Below are 15,734 nucleotides of genomic sequence, written 5' to 3' on the forward strand. Positions count from 1 at the left end.
CTTCTCCTGAAAAACCTGATAACAGAGCAAGGCCGATAAGCCCGCATAGCAGAGTTGAAAAGAAATAATTTCCTGCTTTTCTTCCTGCTTTTCTTGCTGACATCCTTTTTCCTCTCCTTGTCATTTTGGGCCCGCCTCATGCGGGTCCGGGTCACAACGCAGGGATCACAATCGCCTGGGTGCCTTGGAAAAGGCACAAAAAAACGCTTTCTTCGAGATGCAAAGAAGCGCCAACAAATCACTTTTGAAATGTCAGTACGCTTTCACATTCTTTTCGGCAGCCCGGCCACCCGTTCCAGTTTCAAAACTGAACGGATCCTCGGCTTTGCGTCCCCGGATCTCTCCGGGTTTGCCTTTATCGAAGATTGCGACTTTCCAGACCTCCCTCTTTTGCCTGCCCCCTGCTTACCGATACCGGGGGGTGATGAGTTAATCTTCAAAACCTTCGGCCTGCTGACCGCCAGCAGCCTCTTTGACACTTCCCCCTTTCAGCAAGGCTTATGCCAGCAAATATTTTTACCAAAAAACAACAACTTGCGGATTTTTTGACAATAGTGATTTCAGCAGTTTAGACCAGGAAAAATTTTGGTTAATAAAATTGCTCAACATTTCGAAGAATTCGAAGGAAATTCTGGAGAAAAGGATTTTTTCAATAATCCCCTAGCCATAGGAAGGAATAGTGAATCGGGCAAGGACCAGGCCTGTCAAAATTTGTCTGACGGATCAGGCCATATAACTGACGGGGATTTTGGAATGGAGTCTGTCTTTCTATTTAAACTCTTGTTTTCTCGATGTTTTTAGAAAACCTATCCCGGAAAAAATGAATTCCGGCGGAGAATCTTCAGGTGTTTCCATGCCATCAATTTGTCGTTTTTCGGCAACACAGGAGGGCGGGGTTCCTTTTGGGAGGCAGAACTCCGGCGGTTTCAACCACTGTCGCCGATCGATGACAAGCCGGCACCAATAAATCGCCCTCGATGGCTCTCCATCGAGGGCGATTCCCGTGGACACTTAGTCGACCCGCATTCTCAATCAGCCTGTGGAATCCGCAGCCAGGTCAAAATCTTCCCCCGGCCAAGGCTCTTTCATCCCCTTTTTCCTGACCCGGTCCTTGATGCGGTTGACATGCCCCCGGCCAAGAGCCTTCACCTCGCACCCCAGTTCGAAATAGCGCTCGATCTGATCATCGGTCAGAATGCCGAAGCAATCCACTATCGCAACCGGTCCCCCTGTCATCCGGAACACATCCTCCGGCTCCAACTGATAGTAAGGGGCGTGGCGAACCGCAAGGACGACGGCCTCGGCTCCCTCCAGGGCATCGGCAAGGTCGCGGGTCATGGCGAACCCCTGCAGGTCCTGCTGATTGCGGAAGAACCGGGACAGGCTCATGCCGGTAGCCGGGTAGTGCTCCTGGTTTTCCAGCTCCCACCAATGTTCCACGTAGGGATCGTGGGCCCGTATCTCGGCTCCCATCTCCTTCAGTTTACGTACCAGCACTTCAGACCCGCTGTAGCGGGTGTCGCCAATATCCTCACGATAGGAAACCCCGAGAACCGTTATCGGCGTCGCGGCCACGATCTTGCCCATGTTTCTCAAGCTGTCGCGGACCAGCTGCACCACGTGCAGGGCGCGGGTGTCATTGATATCGATCGCTTCCGGAGTAATCCGGAAGATATCGTTTTCAAACCCCATCAGGTGCCGATAGGCCCACAAACCGAGACCGCCGTCTTTCGGCAGACAATAGCCTCCGATGCCCGGCCCCGGAAAAATCATGTTGCTGTGGGTCGGTCGCACCCTGATGGCGTCGATGACTTTGATCAGATCCACCCCGTTGGTTTCGGCGAACAGCGACCATTCGTGGAGAAAGGCCAGAATGGTGGCGCGGTAGCTGTTCTCCACGATCTTGCAGGTTTCACTTTCAATGGGGCGCTCGAGAACAGTCAGGGGGAAATCCCGGGTGTTGAGAACTTCCGTCAGAAATTTTTCGATCCGCTGACGGCTCACGGGATTGATCCCACTGCAGACCCGCCAGAAATCACGCACAGAGCGGACATATTCCTTGCCCGGCATGACCCGTTCATAGCTGTGGGCCAATTGGGGTTCATCGGCGATGCCGCGATGGCGAAAGGCCTTCTTCAGAGCCGGGTAGGCGACGTATTCGGTGGTGCCGGGAGGAACTGTGGTTTCGATCAGAACCAGGCATCCGGGAGGTATTTTTTCACCGATAATGGCGAAGCACTCCTCCAGAGCGCTGATGTCGGCATATCCGGAGCGCAGATTCCCGAGATCGCGTTTGACGAAATCGCACTGGATATCGACAACCACCACGTCGGCGAGCTTCAGGACATCATAGGTATAGGTGGCGACCAGGTTCTTTTTGTCGCACACGCAACGGCGGATGATTTCCGCCACTTCGGGATCTTCAGCCTTGACCGGGCAGATGCCGCGATTGAACAGGGGAATTTTCCAAAAGCTGCGTGTACTGGGTCGTTGCATGCCGATAACGAACTTTGTGGGTTTGCCCGTTTCGGGCTCAACCGAATCGGCCACCACTCCCGCCATCACAGCGCCAACAAAGCCGAGTCCCATGACCACGACTATTTCAAAACCTTCCGCCCTTTTTTCCCTGACCACGGCTTCCAAGCGGTTGAATTCTTCGGCATAGGACCGTTCGTCCGGAAGTTGGAACTTCTCACCATCCGGGCTAACTGAAAACTTCATACGACCTCCTTTTTTCCATTTCTGGGAATTGATTTGAGAAAATCCTGAATTACCGGCAATTGGCATCGATCCTGGAGCAATTGGAAAAATTTTAGCCTCTCAATTATTCCCCAATGTTTTTATAAATTCAACCGGGTTGGTTTTTTTAAAAAAAAGCCCCTGGAATGAGTTCCAGGGGCCTTTCAGGAAATATGTTCGGTCAACCTTTCAAAACTGCCGATCTTTTACCAGGCGATCGATCAGGGAATGTCCGCTCTCAACGAACACTTCCGAGGATTCAGCGGCTTTCTCATTGTAGGCGATGTTCCTCCCGGTTCCCCTCGCTCCTTCCGCTTCCAACGTTGAATCGAACAGCACAAAGGGAACAGGATTGCTGGTGTGCGTTTTTCTGGCCAGGGGCGTGGGGTGGTCGGGCAGCACCAGCAGACGGAAATCACCCAGTGCAGGCAGACCATCCATCATGGTGCCGACCACCAGTCGGTCGAAGTTCTCGATGGCCCGGATCTTCTCCTCAAGATTCCCCATGTGAGAAGCCTCGTCGGGCGCCTCCACATGGACGTAGATATAATCCCTGGTTTTCAAGGCCTCCAGGGCATATCGGGCCTTGGCCTCGTAGTCGGTATCGATGTAACCGGTGGCACCGGGGACGTTGATGACATCGAGCCCGGCATAGATGCCGATCCCCTTGATCAGATCGACGGCCGAAATGACCGCACCGGTGATGCCAAACTTTTCCTGCAGGGTTTCCATTTTCGGAGCGCGTCCGTGGCCCCACAGCCAGATGGCATTGGCCGTCGGTTTCCCGGCGGCCAAACGGTCCAGGTTCACTTTGTGCCCGGTTAAAATTCGGCTGGCGCTGTCAGCCAGCCGCTGAAGCGCATCAGCCCCTTCTCCTTTCGGCAGAAACGAGGCTACGGGCTGCCCGGTAATGTCATGGGGCGGCGTAAACTCCAGTTGGTCCCGGCCCCCTTTCCAGACCATCAGGTGTCGATAGGAAACGCCGGGATGAAAGGCGAATTCACCGCCGCCGAGTTCGGCCTGCAGGGCTTCAATGAGCAGCCTGGCCTCGGCCGTGGAAATATGTCCCGCCGAAAAATCATCCATCACCGTTGTACCGCCACGGCTGCCGAGAGTGACCAGATTGAGGCGGAAAGCGATATCCCCGGAGCCGAGGGAGACCCCCATGCTGGCCGCCTCGAGAGGGGATCTGCCGCTGTAGCACCGGGCGGGATCGTAACCGAACACTGACAGGTTGGCGACATCGCTGCCGGGGGGAAAACCGGGAGGGATGGTTTGAACCATGCCGAGTATGCCGCGCCGGGCCAGATCGTCCATGCGGGAGGTATCCGCAGCTTCCAGAGGGGTTTTTCCGCTCAGTTCGGGCATCGGCTCATCGGCCATGCCGTCGCCCAGCAAAATGACATATTTCATGGAAATCCTCAAAGTTCAGTAAAAGTGCCATTCAACCCAAGCCCGGTCATACCGGTTTCATTGGGAGTCGCAGTCGCACGGGAAAAAGCTTCACCCCCGGGGATGGTGCTGTTCATGGAGTTTCTTCAGCCTTTCCCTGGTGACGTGTGTGTAGATCTGGGTCGTGGAGATATCCGCATGTCCGAGCATGGTCTGCACCGACCTGAGATCCGCTCCGTTTTCCAAAAGATGGGTCGCGAAGGAATGTCGCAGGGTATGCGGGGTGATGTTCTTGCGGATTCCGCTGACCAGGGCCCTCCGCTTAATAATCTTCCAGAACCCCTGTCGTGTCAACCCTTTGCCTGACCGGTTCAGAAAAACGCAGGGGTACTGTTCCTGTTTCAACAGCAGGGGCCGGGCATGAACCAGGTAATGGACCAGTGCTTCGCAGGCCGTTTCCCCCATGGGCACGACGCGCTGTTTACTCCGCTTGCCGAAAGCCACCAGATATCCGGCATCCATCTGCAGATCGGACATTTTCAGCGAAACCAGTTCCGAAACCCGCAAGCCGGTGGCATAAAGCAGCTCCAGCATGGCGCGATCGCGAATTTCGAGGCAGCCTTCCCCCCGGGGAGCCTCCAGCAGGCGTTCCACCTCGCCAGGAGAAAGGGTCTGGGGCAGCGGAGTCAGGGAACGCGGGGTGGTCACCTGAGACGCCGGATTCCTCTCCGCCAATCCCTCCTGGAGCAGAAATTTGTGAAAATTGCGAATGGCGACGAGGGTCCTGGCCCGGCTTCTGGGCGAAAGACCGGACTGCTTGAGGGTTCCGAGAAAATCCAACACCGACGTGGAGGTAATTTCGCCCGCCTGCCCGCACCCCCGATCCAGCAGAAAGCCGACATAGCGGGACAGATCCCGTCCATAGGCGTCGAGGGTGTTGGCGGATAGCCCTTTTTCGACCACCAGATAGTTAAGAAATTGATCGAGGTTTTGATTCAGAATCATTGTTTTTCAAATCTTTTTATGGTTTGTCAGCAGGTTTCTATCGCCTCCAGCAGTTTTTCCCGCAGCTCTTTTATCTTATCCTCGTCATGAATCTTGTAGCCGAAAATATCATGGATATAAAAGGTGTCGGCAACCTGATCCACTTTTGTGGAGATACGGGACACCCCGATGTAGTACCCCATTTGTGACAAGGTGCGGGTTATGGCGTAAAGGAGACCAACCTTATCGTGGGTGAAAATGTCCACCACGGTATATTTTTCTGAAATTTCGTTGTCGACTTCGACCCGGCTCGGGACCTTGGGCCTCTCCAGGGTAGGCAGCCAGGCCGGCCGGTGCCGCTTCCGAACCAGTTCGTCCACCATCATCCGGCCTTCCAGCACGGCGGCCATGTGCTCGCGCACCTTTTCCCATTTCTCCTCAGCGATCAGGGGCTGCCCCGGGGGGCCGCAGACCTGAAGAATATCAAGAGCGACTCCGTCATTCTGCGTGTAGATGCGGGCTCCGAGAATGTTGATGGCGAAGGCGGTCAGGACTCCGGTAATCATGCTGAACAGGGCGGGCATGTCGAGAGTGACGACGGTCAGTTCGGCATAACCCTCCTCGACGGCGTTTTCAACCTTGAAGCAGAGGGTCTCACCGCGCAACCGGGAAATCATTCGAATGTGCTCGGCGATGGCATCGGACCGATGAGCAAAAAGGTAACGGGTGCTCATCATTCTCAACCGCTCCTTCACCACCCGCTCGCCCAACTCTTCACTGAGCAGTTCGACCACCCGGCGCTTGCGGTTGCGCACTTTTTCGGAACGTTTTTCCAGTTTGAAATCGCCCCGTTCGAGAATGTCGTAGATCGTCTCGTAAAGCTCCCTCAGCAGCATGCCTTTCCATGCGGTCCATACATCCGGCCCGACAGCCTTGATATCGGCGAATGTCAGCAGATAGAGCATTTTCAGGTTTTCGCTCATCCCCATGAGTCGGGCGAACTGCACGATCAGGGTTTCATCGTGCATATCACGCCGCTGGGAAATATGGGCCATTTTCAGATGATGGCGCACCAGGAACTGAAGTCTTTGACTGTCTTCCCTGTTCAGACCAAGACGGCGGGCTATCGTGGGAACCATGTCAGCCCCTTTGTTGGCATGGTCGTGCCCCTCCCCCTTGCCGATATCGTGCAGAAGGATGGCGAGGATCAGCAGTTCCCTTTTTTCAATGTCCCGGGCGACGCGGGTGAGCACAGGATGAATGTCGCCATAATCCCCCTTCCAGAGACGGACCATTTCGCCGATGGCCAGCAGGGTATGCATATCGATCGTATATACATGATAGGCGTCGTGTTGTACCTTGCAGTAGATACGACCGAATTCCGGTATGAAGTGGCTGAGAAACTTCAGATGATGCATCAGGCGCAGGCTTGCTTCCACGCTTTCGGTGTGCCGAAGTATCGCCTTGAAATCGTCCACCATCCCCCGCGACCGCCGCACCCCGTCGTTGATGAGATGCAGGCTGTTGCGGATCAGGGTCTTTAAATGAAGGGCGAGGTCGACGCGATACTCCTGGGCAAGCAGAAAGGCCCGCATCATCAAGGAAGGGTTTTCCTCAAAAATGGCATTGCTGTCAGCGTGCAGTTTGCCTCCGTAGAGAAAGAAACCGTCTCCCACCATCCGCCGTATGGGCCTGCGACTGGCATGAACCGCCAATCCAGCATGGACCTGAAGGTCCTGGGTCGCTTTGGCCATCAGCCGGGAAGAGATCAGTTCCACGTGATTGGCATGGGCATAGTAGTCCTGCATGAACTGCTCGACGGCGAGCGCCTTTCTGTTGTCCCGGTACCCCAGGAACTGGGCAATCTTCTCCTGCTGGTCGAAGCGCAACTGCTCGTTCTTGCCGTTGGACAGATAGTGCAGTTCGTTGCGGATCCGCCACAGATAATCGAAGGCCTGTTCGAACTCGAGAGACTCCTTTTCCGTCAGCACTCCCTTGAGCACAAGCTCCCCAAGGGACCGGGCCTTGAACTTGATTTGAGCCATCCAGAGCCCGGTATGGAGGTCCCGCAGCCCCCCTTCCCCTTCCTTGATGTTGGGTTCGAGCATGTAGATGGAGGCCCCATACTTCTTGAGCCGGTTCTTATTCTCCTCGATTTTCTCAAGCAGGTATTTGCGGCTGTTCCAGTTCAGAACCTTGTTGAGCACCTGTTTTTCATATTCTTGAAAAGTGGCTTCGTTGCCTGTGATGAAACGGGAATCGAGCAGGGCGGTACGGGCGGTGATATCCTTTTCGGCCATTTCCAGACAGTCCCGGCCGCCCCGGACGCTGTACCCGACATCGAGCCCGAGGTCCCACATCAGATAGAGAATGCGCTCGGCGACTTTTTCGGAAAACTCCCGCCCCCTCCAGCTGTAGTAGAACATGATGTCGATGTCGGAGCGGGGGTTGAGGTGACCCCGGCCATAGCCGCCAAGTGCGATCAGGGCGCTGTCCTGAGGTCCCCGGTTATGGAGATCGGCGGCGGCCTCGACATACAGGTGGCGTATCAGGTGATCGGCAAGAGCGGTGGTCTGATGGACGATGTCCCGTCCGCCGGCACCTGCGCGGTGCGAATCCTTGATGACGCTTTCGTAGTGTTTCAGAAAGGATTGAGCCCCTTTAAGGATTTCGGGGCGACGTTTCTCATACGATTCACTGACAGCGCCTTGAACGACCGGTACGGGAAAGAATTTCTGGAGATCAAAGTTCATGAGGGCTTTCCGGCAAAAGAGACTCAGTTGATGGCGATCATCCTCGATGCACGGGCATAATCCTCCACCCCCTGAACGATGGCGTGAGCCGCTTTTTCCTGGAAGTCCTTGTCCTTGAGACGTTTCTCTTCGTCGTGGTTGCTGATGAAGGCCGCTTCCACCAGAACCGAAGGCATGGTCGCTCCAAGTAGCACGTAAAAGGGACCCTGCTTCACGCCGTGGTCGCTGATCCGGCTGAAATGTCGCCCCAGGTTACCGACCAGCTTTTTCTGGATGGCTGCGGCAAGACGGCTCGATTCATTAATTTTGGAGTTGGCCATCAGGTCGAAGAGAATCATTTCCAGATCGCCGACCTGCTTCAGAGAGGTGCCGTTTTCCCGGGCAGCCACGGCAGCGGCTTTGTCGTTCTTGGAGAAATTCAGATAATAGGTTTCTATGCCGCGAACCGACCTGTTGAGGCTGGCGTTGGCGTGAACGGAGATGAAAAGATCGGCACCGACCCGGTTGGCAATGGCGGTTCTTTCCTCCAGGGGAAGATAGACATCTTTGTCCCGGGTAAGCATGACTTCGCAGCCGAATTGTTCTCTCAGTTTCTTCGCCAGAATTTTGGCAATAGCCAGGGTCACGTCCTTTTCCATGGTGCCGCCCGGCCCTATGGCTCCCGGATCCTTGCCACCGTGACCGGGGTCGACAACGATCCGCCGCAAAGAGGTTCCGGGTGCCACAGCTGGAATCTGCACCTTGGGCGGCGTATCAAGGGGGGTTTTTTCGAGAACTGATGCGATGGCATCTCCGGAGCTGACCGGCAGCGTCCGCAGCTCGGGCTCCCGGGCCGAAAGCCCCGCTTCCCTGGCGGCAATATCGATGACCACCCGGTGCGGATCCTCAAGCTGAAAAACCTTGGTATCCCGCAGTTGCTCCAGATCCAGCACAACCCGCAGGGCTTCATTCGGCTGGCGGCCGAGCCGAATCCCCTGGAGAATACCCTCTTTGGCATTGATCGAAGTGCCTATTTCACCGTTTAAACCGGTTTTTTTGAGATCGACAAACACCCGCGGGCTCGATCCCTTGAGGGTGCCATGGCTGAATTCGGCGGGACCGTCCAGCTCGAGCACCACCCGGGTATAGGTCGGGCTGGCCCAGTAGCGGATGTTGTTCAGCACCCGGGGACCCTGGGGAACAGGCTTCTTCGATGCGGCGGATGGGGCTGCGACACCTATTCTGGAGGCGATGGAAGCATACTGCTTGAGGTCCTGCCTCCGGATGCGGGCCCGCGCTGACATATCGCCGTCGGGAAAACGTTCAGCCGCCGCATGATAGGCCAGATAGGCCTTTTCCTTCTCCCCGAGACTATTTTCGTAGATTTCGCCGGCCAGAACCAGTGCGTCGTCGGCCAGAGGGTTGCCGGGATAGGTTTCCGCCAACCGCTCGAAATGCCTGACCGCTTCCTTGGCATCGCTTTTTCTGCGGGAAATGTCATACAGGCGACCGTAAGCCTTGCCGGCCATGTACAGCCCGTCGGCGGCCCGTGCATGCTGCGGGAATCGCTGGACGACATCGTTAAAACCCTGGATGACTTTTTCCCAGTTTTCCCGGTAAAGCTGTTTTCTGCCCGAATTGAGCAACTGCTCGTACCGCTCGCGGGCGGCCGTATAGGTCTGTTCGGCGTCGGCGGCAACAAGCAGCGAAGGCACCATGATCAGTAGCAGAAAAAAAACCAAATACTTCCGACTCAATAACATTTTCACACCATGCTTTGCAATTCGTTCAGATAATTGAGGGCATCCAGCGGTGTCATCCGGGAGATGTCCATTTTCTTCAGATGCATCCGCAAAGGGTCTTCAACGGGGGTGAAAAGAGACAGCTGAGGCTCGTCAGCCTTTGGGTGCTGCTTTTTACTGCGGGCCAGACGCGGCTGCCCTTCTCCTACGAATTCACCCGATTCGAGGTTTTTCAAAATCTCCCGGGCCCTGTCGATGACTTCGGACGGAAGGCCGGCCAGTCGGGCAACCTGGATGCCGTAGGAATGGCTGGCGCCGCCCGGCACGATCTTGCGCAGAAAAATAATCTGGTCGTTCCATTCCCGGACGGCGATATTGAAGTTTTTTACCCGCTCCCGGGTGTGCGCCAGGTCGGTCAATTCGTGATAGTGGGTCGCGAACAGGGTCTTCCCGGCCAGGCAGGCGTTGTCGTGCAGGTATTCAGCCACTGCCCAGGCGATGCTGATGCCGTCGAAGGTCGAGGTGCCGCGTCCGATCTCGTCGAGAACCAGCAGACTGCGGGATGTGGCATGACGCAGAATATTAGCGGCTTCTGTCATCTCGACCATGAAGGTGGATTGCCCCTGGGCCAGGTTATCGCTGGCGCCGACCCTGGTGAAGATCCGGTCGACCAGCCCGATGCGGGCGGATGCGGCGGGAACCAGACTGCCCATATGCGCCATCAGGGTAATGAGAGCCACCTGGCGCATGAAAGTCGATTTCCCAGCCATGTTGGGACCGGTAATGATCAGGATCTGATTGTCCAGGCAATCCATTTCCACATCGTTGGGGACGAAACTTTCTCCGATGTTCATCGCCTCGATCACCGGATGGCGTCCCTCGCGGATGATCAGGCGATCGCTATCGTCCATCTGCGGACAAACGTAATTGCGGTTGTGTGCCACATCGGCCAACGCCTGCAGAACGTCCAGGTCCGCCAAAGCTTCAGCGGTCCGCTGCAGCCTGACTCCCTCGGCTGCGATGGACTTGCGGACTTTCTGAAACAGGCCGTACTCGATGTCGGCCATTTTTTCCTCGGCCCCGAGAACCTTGTCCTCATATTCCTTGAGTTCCGGGGTGATGTACCGTTCGGCATTGGTCAGGGTCTGTTTCCTCTGATAGTTCTCCGGCACCTTGTCGGCGTGGGTCCGGGTGACCTCGATATAGTAACCAAATACCTTGTTGAAACGGACCTTGAGAGAGGGGATGCCGCAGCGCTGCCGTTCCCCCGCCTCCAGCCGGGCGATCCAGCCCTTGCCGTCGCGCCGGATCCGGCGAAGCTCGTCCAGTTCGGAATGATAGCCGTCGCGGATCAGTCCTCCTTCCCTGAGAACAAAGGGGGGATCGTCGACAATGGCCCGCTGCAGCAGATCCAGAATATCGGCAAGCGGATCGATGCGCTGCAGACATTCCAGCAACAGCGGACTATCCATCCCCGCAATATTCTCCGCCACCCGGGGCAGCAGGCTCAGGGTCTTTCTCAGTGCGGCCAGATCCTTGCCGTTGGCGTTCCCCATGGCGATGCGGGCATTCAGCCTTTCGAGATCGTAGACGCCGTCCAGGGACTGCTGGAGTTCGCCCCTGGCCAAACTCTTTTCCATCAGTTCGGACACCGCCCGGTGCCGGTTACGGATCGCCTCCAGATCGACCAGCGGATGATGCAGCCAGTGGCGGAGCTTGCGGCCGCCCATGGCGGTCACGGTGCGATCGAGCACGCCGAGCAGGGAACCCTTTTTCCTGCCCCCCTGGAGGGTGGCGGTCAGCTCCAGATTGCGCCGGGACGTGCTGTCCAGCACCATGTACTGGCTGGGTGAATAGGTGCGCAGGGAGCGGATGTGGGGGGCTGCACCCTTCTGGGTTTCACGCAGGTAGTACAGCACGGCGCCGGCGGCACTGACTGCGGCAGGCAGATTGTCGCAGCCGAAACCTTCGATTGAGTCGCAGGCGAAAAACTCGCGAATCTGTCGGCGTCCATTATCCGGATCGTACACCCAGTCCGGCAGCCGGTTGACAGCACGATCCTGAAGCAGGCCACTCAGATCCCATCCGTCCGTCACCTTTTCCTCTTCCGGGAGCAGCACCTCCCGCGGGTCGATGGAGGCCAATTCGCTGCGCAGGGTATCGATCTCCCGGGTTTCTGTGACCCGGAATTCGCCGGTGGTGATATCAAGCACCGCCAGCCCCCAGCAGGGTCCGGGTTGACAGGAGAGCGCCAGCAGGTAGTTGTTCTCCTTCGGCTGCAGAATCTCGGAATCGAGAATCAGTCCCGGAGTCACGACCCTGACGACCTCCCTTTTGACGATCCCCCTGGCGGTCCGGGGATCCTCGACCTGTTCGCAGATGGCGACCTTGAGACCATGCTCTACCAGCTTGGCGATATAAGGTTGGGCACTGTGAAAAGGGATACCGCACAAGGGGATCTCCTCGGCGGCGTTCTTGTTGCGGGACGTGAGCGTGATATCGAGAATTCGCGAGGCGGTGACCGCATCCTCCATGAACATTTCATAGAAATCGCCCAGGCGGAAAAACAGGATAGCATCCGGGTAGTCCGCCTTGATTTCCAGGTACTGCCGCATCATGGGGGTGGTCTGGGACATTATTTCCATCTTTCCATGGTATTTTCATTGTAGAAACCGGCGCGGGGCCGGTCAGCGAAATCCGTGTTATGTTAACAAAGCAGCCGCCCCAAGTAAATAGCAAGCTATCTTATGTTTTGTTTGCCTGTCCCGTCCTGTATCTGTATGATTTTACAGATTCCAATCCTGTTCCAGACGAGCCGATCATGTCCTTTGCCAAACAGAAAATAAGAGCCGCCAGGATTTCGCTGGTCTCCGCCGGCGCTCTAACCCTTCTCAAGCTTGCAGCCGCAGCCTTTACCGGCTCCCTGGCCGTCCTTTCCTCCGGGGTCGATTCCATGCTGGATATCCTGATGTCAGGGGTCAATTACCTGGCCATCCGGCAGGCCGAGCAGCCTCCAGACCCGAATCATCCCTTCGGACACGGGAAATTCGAAACAGTGGCCACGGTCCTTCAGAGTCTGGTGATCGCGCTCTCGGGGTGCTGGGTCCTTTTCGAATCGGTCCGCCGTCTGATGCTCGGCTCGGAAGTGTCGAACCTGGAAGGGGGCATAGCGGTCCTGCTGATCAGTTCCGGCGCATCCTGGAAAATCAGCAGTTTTCTCAAAAAGACCGCCCGGGAAACCGATTCATCGGCCCTCAAGGCCGATTCCCTACATTTTTCCATGGACGTTTACACCAACCTGGCCCTGATGGCCGGACTGGCGGTCATCTATCTGGCCGGAATAACCTGGCTGGATCCCATCCTTTCGATTTTGGTGGGATGCTATATCCTGTTTGAGGCGGTTCGGCTGTTAAGACATGGAATGGGCGATATTCTCGACGAACAGCTGCCCGAATCGATTCGTAACGAGATTACTCATGTGCTGGAGATGCACCGTCAAAGCCTGCTCGACTATCACCGGCTGCGCACACGGAGGGCGGGATCCCAGAAAATCGTCGACTTTCATCTGACCGTCTGCCGGCATCTGACAGTGGAGGAATCCCACCGCATTGCCGACCATCTGGAAAAGCGAATTCGGGACAAAGTGCCCGGAGCGGACATCAGCATTCACGTGGAACCCTGCAGGACCGAGCATTGCCCGGGGCGGGATGTCTGTCTGGAAGCAGTGTTCAGGCCGGGGGAAAGGAAAAAGACGTAAAGGGTGAGGGGTGAGGAGTCAGGGGTAAAATCCTAAAGCAATCCGCAAGGTATAATGGGCAATGCGTCAACCGGAAGGCGCAGGACTTAAAGGGTGAAAGCCCCTGAGCCTCACCCCTCACTCCTCACGCCTCTGTCCTTTTCACCGTCCCAGCGTGATCCCCAACTCCTCGGCGGTGCGCACCAGGTTGCCGCCGGGATCGACCCTGTTCAGGGAGGCCACGGAGGTGTCGATATCCATGGCAATCACCTCTCGCCCGTGAAGGGCTACCATTCGTCCGAAATCCCTCTGTTCGATCAGTTCGACGGCGCGCACTCCGAAGCGACTGGCCAGGATCCGATCGAAAGGCGAAGGCGTGCCCCCCCGTTGCACATGCCCCAGCACAACGACCCGCGTTTCCAGACCCTGGCAGCCTTCGATCGCTTCCGCCACCCACTGCCCGATCCCCCCCAAACGCTCCATGCCGCAGTTGCGAGCGGCGGATACCTTGACCACCTTCCGGCCATTTATGGGGTGGGCGCCCTCGGCCACCACCACGATCGAAAACCGGCTTCCGGCCTCACGCCGGCGGATGATCGACTGACAGACCAGTTGGGGATCGAAAGGGATTTCCGGAATCAGAATCACATCCGCCGAACCCGCGATCCCAGCTTCGAGAGCGATCCAGCCCGCATCCCGGCCCATGACCTCGACCACCATGACCCGATGGTGGCTCTGGGCGGTGGTCTGCAACCGGTCCAGGGCTTCCGTGACCACCCCGACCGCCGTATTGTAGCCGAAGGTCACGTCGGTTCCGCGCAGATCGTTGTCGATGGTTTTCGGTACGCCGACGATCGGCACACCCATCTCATCCAGTCGACGGGCGATCTTCAAGGTGCCGTCCCCGCCCACGACAACAAGGGCCTCGGCTCCGGTTTTATGATAATTCTCGATCACCCGGCTGGAAACGTCGATCAACTCCTGCCGGCCTTCTATCCGAACCGGATACCGGAACGGATTGCCACGGTTGCTCGTGCCGAGAATCGTGCCTCCCCTGGGCAGAAGACCCGATACCTCCTCGACGGACAGCTCCCGGAACCGGGGCCCTTCGACCAAACCATCGAAGCCGTCGAGAATTCCGATAACCCGCCATCCCCGTTGCAGGATGGCGGCGTTCACAACCCCTCGAATCACCCCATTGAGTCCCGGGCAATCCCCCCCGCCAGTCAAAATTCCAATCGTTCTGCTCATGATCCAGGGCGCCTCTTTTCGGGATACTCGGTTGCGATGGCCAGTTTTTCAAATCCGGTCTCCTTGGCCATATCCATCAGGGCAACGACCTTGCCGTGTCTGGCCTCCTGATCGGCCAGCAGCAGAAAAGTCATTCTGCCGGCCCGCTCCCGGTAGCCGTCAAGCCTTCGCCGCAATTCGTCCTGGTCCACCTGCTCATCGCCGAGATAGATGTTTCCCTCCCGGGACAGATAGACCTTCACTTCTTCCGGTTCCTGTGTCCGCTGCTGACTGGTCGACTCCGGCAGCTTGATGGAAATACCGGGAGCTTCGACGAAGGTGGTGGAAATCATGAAAAAGATCAGCAGCAGAAAGACCACGTCCACCATCGGAGTCAGGTCGATCCGCGGAGCTTCCCGCTTTTTTTTCATAAAGGACATAAGTCAGTTCCCCAGCAGATCGACCAGACGCATCGACCTCTCTTCCATCGCCAAGATCGTGCGGTCCAGCCGGCTCGTCAGGTATTTGTGCAGCAGGATGACCGGGATGGCCACGGAAAGGCCGGCCGCCGTGGTGATCAGCGCCTCTGAAATCCCCCCGCCAAGGGTTGCGGGGGTTCCCATGCCCTGGGTGGCTATCACAGTGAAAGCCCGGATCATACCGAGCACGGTGCCGAGAAGTCCAAGCAAGGGGGAAATGGTGGCGATGGTGCCGAGAAAACCGAGATACCTTTCGAAAGCAGCCGACTCACGCCCTCCGATCTCTTCGACCACGGTTTTGATCTGGTCCCTGCTGCGTCCGCTCGAACGCAAGGCCCCGAGCAAAATCCTGGCCAGGGGCGTTCCGACCCTTTGGCAGACGATGGTGGCCTCATCGATCTTCTGTTTCCGGACCAGGTCCTCCACTTCCGCAACCAGAACCGCATTGCCGCGAGTCATACGGAAAAAGGACCAGAGCCGTTCGAAAAAGATACCCAGGGCAAGCACTGAACAGAGCAGTATCGGATACATCAGCGGCCCGCCCTTCAGAAAAATTTCCAGCATATATCAACCCTTTCTATTGTTTTCCTGTCAGAATTGACTCCGCTCTTTTTCGCTGTTAGGGAAGCGGGAGCGAAATTTTGTCTTTGTCGTATTCGCCGTCGGACCCGTGCCAGAGATCACGATTACTGCTAGGGGT

10 protein-coding genes and 1 riboswitch are annotated in these 15,734 nt (G+C 56.8%); of the genes, 1 reads left to right on the forward strand and 9 read right to left on the reverse strand.

Annotation, left to right across the window (positions count from 1 at the left end; all coding sequences use genetic code 11):
- Positions 1 to 273: 273 nt before the first annotated feature.
- Positions 274 to 364: riboswitch (cyclic di-GMP riboswitch) on the reverse strand.
- Between the two features lie 668 nt (positions 365 to 1,032).
- The 6 genes from R2940_05945 to mutS form a co-directional block, all read right to left on the reverse strand.
- Positions 1,033 to 2,721: a UDP binding domain-containing protein gene (locus R2940_05945; GenBank protein ID MEZ4599312.1), complete on the reverse strand. Its 1,689-nt coding sequence runs from the start codon at positions 2,719 to 2,721 to the stop codon at positions 1,033 to 1,035.
- A 207-nt stretch (positions 2,722 to 2,928) separates the two neighbouring features.
- Complete coding sequence (locus tag R2940_05950) at positions 2,929 to 4,152, reverse strand: cofactor-independent phosphoglycerate mutase (GenBank protein ID MEZ4599313.1); 1,224 nt, start codon at positions 4,150 to 4,152, stop codon at positions 2,929 to 2,931.
- Positions 4,153 to 4,242: 90 nt separating this feature from the next.
- Complete coding sequence (gene xerD / locus R2940_05955) at positions 4,243 to 5,136, reverse strand: site-specific tyrosine recombinase XerD (GenBank protein MEZ4599314.1); 894 nt, start codon at positions 5,134 to 5,136, stop codon at positions 4,243 to 4,245.
- 26 nt (positions 5,137 to 5,162) lie between these two features.
- On the reverse strand, positions 5,163 to 7,868 hold the full coding sequence (gene glnD, locus R2940_05960; GenBank protein MEZ4599315.1) for a [protein-PII] uridylyltransferase: 2,706 nt from the start codon (positions 7,866 to 7,868) through the stop codon (positions 5,163 to 5,165).
- Positions 7,869 to 7,891: 23 nt separating this feature from the next.
- On the reverse strand, positions 7,892 to 9,589 hold the full coding sequence (locus R2940_05965) for an N-acetylmuramoyl-L-alanine amidase (protein ID MEZ4599316.1): 1,698 nt from the start codon (positions 9,587 to 9,589) through the stop codon (positions 7,892 to 7,894).
- A gap of 23 nt (positions 9,590 to 9,612) precedes the next feature.
- The gene (gene mutS, locus R2940_05970; protein ID MEZ4599317.1) at positions 9,613 to 12,225 is read right to left on the reverse strand and encodes a DNA mismatch repair protein MutS; all 2,613 of its coding nucleotides are present in this window, start codon (positions 12,223 to 12,225) and stop codon (positions 9,613 to 9,615) included.
- A 185-nt stretch (positions 12,226 to 12,410) separates the two neighbouring features.
- Here mutS and R2940_05975 point away from each other — a divergent pair, with 185 nt between their 5' ends.
- Positions 12,411 to 13,346 carry a cation diffusion facilitator family transporter gene (locus R2940_05975; GenBank protein ID MEZ4599318.1) on the forward strand — a complete coding sequence of 312 codons (936 nt, stop codon included), beginning with the start codon at positions 12,411 to 12,413 and terminating at the stop codon, positions 13,344 to 13,346.
- 141 nt (positions 13,347 to 13,487) lie between these two features.
- On the opposite strand, the gene R2940_05980 is transcribed toward R2940_05975, so the two are convergent.
- The 3 genes from R2940_05980 to R2940_05990 are packed head-to-tail and all read right to left on the reverse strand — an operon-like array spanning position 13,488 to position 15,598.
- On the reverse strand, positions 13,488 to 14,576 hold the full coding sequence (locus R2940_05980) for an ATP-dependent 6-phosphofructokinase (GenBank protein MEZ4599319.1): 1,089 nt from the start codon (positions 14,574 to 14,576) through the stop codon (positions 13,488 to 13,490).
- On the reverse strand, positions 14,573 to 14,995 hold the full coding sequence (locus tag R2940_05985) for a biopolymer transporter ExbD (protein ID MEZ4599320.1): 423 nt from the start codon (positions 14,993 to 14,995) through the stop codon (positions 14,573 to 14,575). Before R2940_05985 ends, R2940_05980 begins: the two co-directional genes overlap by 4 nt.
- Positions 14,996 to 14,998: 3 nt before the next feature.
- Entirely contained in the window at positions 14,999 to 15,598 is a 600-nt protein-coding gene (locus R2940_05990) for a MotA/TolQ/ExbB proton channel family protein (protein MEZ4599321.1), read from the reverse strand.
- Positions 15,599 to 15,734 lie beyond the last annotated feature (136 nt).

The sequence above is a fragment of the Syntrophotaleaceae bacterium genome (assembly GCA_041390365.1).
In the GTDB taxonomy this organism is placed as follows: Bacteria; Desulfobacterota; Desulfuromonadia; order Desulfuromonadales; family Syntrophotaleaceae; genus JAWKQB01.